The sequence below is a fragment of the Amycolatopsis anabasis genome (assembly GCF_009765355.1).
Lineage (GTDB): Bacteria > Actinomycetota > Actinomycetes > Mycobacteriales > Pseudonocardiaceae > Amycolatopsis > Amycolatopsis anabasis.
In genome coordinates this window covers 1-1,442 of record NZ_VTHK01000156.1, presented here as the reverse complement: position 1 = coordinate 1,442, position 1,442 = coordinate 1, and the positions used below count along the sequence as shown (strand labels likewise).

Here is a 1,442-nt window from a genome sequence, read left to right as displayed (position 1 = left end):
CAATGCCGGGTAGTTAGGGCTGGGTGGGGGGTGTCAAGGCTGTGATGGGTGCGGCTCCTGGTAGAAGAGAAATCGACCAAGATCCACTCTTCGCCAGGAGCCGCGGTGCCCGATTCTGCCATGTCCGCTCACGCGCCGGTGTTCGCGGCGGGGCATTTGGGGGTGCTCACCGACTACGTCCCGCCGCGGGCGGTGGATGAGATCCTGGCTGAGACCAAGCGCACGCAGTGCCGGGTGCGGCTGCTGCCGGCGAGGGTCGTGGTGTACTTCGTGCTGGCGTTGGCTCTGTTTCCGGGCCGGGGCTATGGCGGGGTGCTCGACGCGATGACCGCCGGGCTGGACACCACGCCACGGCTGGCCGGGACGGCGGCGTTGCGGCAGGCACGGGCCCGGCTGGGAGTGGCGCCGCTACGGGCATTGTGGGACTGGGCGTGCGGCCCGGTCGCGGTCCGCGCCGATACTCGGGCGTGGTACCGGCGCTGGCGGTTGCTCGCGTGGGACGGCACCACCCTGGACGTGCCCGACACCGACAGCAACAGCGTGCTGTTCAGCCGTGCGGGCGGCAAAGCAGGCCCGTCCGGCTACCGCAAACTCGGGCTGCTGGGCTTGGTGGAATGCGGCACCCGCGCCTTCCTCGGCGCCGTGTTCCAGGGCGGGGGCGGGGAGACCACCCTCGCGCGAGGGCTGCTGGATCGGCTGGGGGCGGGGATGCTGCTGCTGGCCGACCGGAACTTCTACTCCTGGACGTTGTGGCATGCCACCGCCGCAACCGGTGCGGATCTGTTGTGGCGAGCCAAAACCGGCGCGCACCTGCCGATCCATCAGATCCTGCCGGACGGGTCGTATCTGTCCCGGTTCCCGCACCGCAAACACCACCGCACACAGCCCGATCCGCTGCCGGTCCGGGTGATCAACGCGACCATCACCGTGACCGCCGCCGACGGAACCGCCCGCACCGAGGTCTACCGCCTGATCACCACCATCACCGACCACCACCACGCCCCAGCCCGCGAACTCATCCAGCTCTACGCCCGCCGCTGGGTCATCGAAACCACCTTCTACTGCTGGAAAGTCCTGCAACGCGGCGCCGGCCGGGTACTACGCTCCCGCACCCACCAAGGTGTCGAACAAGAGGTCTACGCCTACCTGATCACCTACCAGGCCCTGCGACGGTTCGCGCACGACTGCGCCGAGGGCACCGGGCTCGACATCAGCCGAGTCTCCTTCACCACCGCGCTACACACCATCACCGACACCATCACCAGCCACCGCGGAACCCTCACCAACGACCACCACACCCGCGCGACACAACGCGCCATCCACCGCCCCCTGCCACAACACCGCAGAACACGACAGTGCCCCCGAGCACGGAAACGACCAACCTCACCCTTCCCCTCCAAACGCCCAACAACCCCACCCTCACAAACAGCCACCTACACAAT

1 protein-coding gene is annotated in these 1,442 nt (G+C 68.3%); it reads left to right on the top strand.

The genetic code is table 11. The annotated features are described in order from the left end of the window. Positions 1 to 105: 105 nt before the first annotated feature. Positions 106 to 1,442: IS4 family transposase (locus tag FXO23_RS50475; protein WP_158896334.1), on the top strand; the 1,337-nt coding region annotated here is incomplete at its 3' end.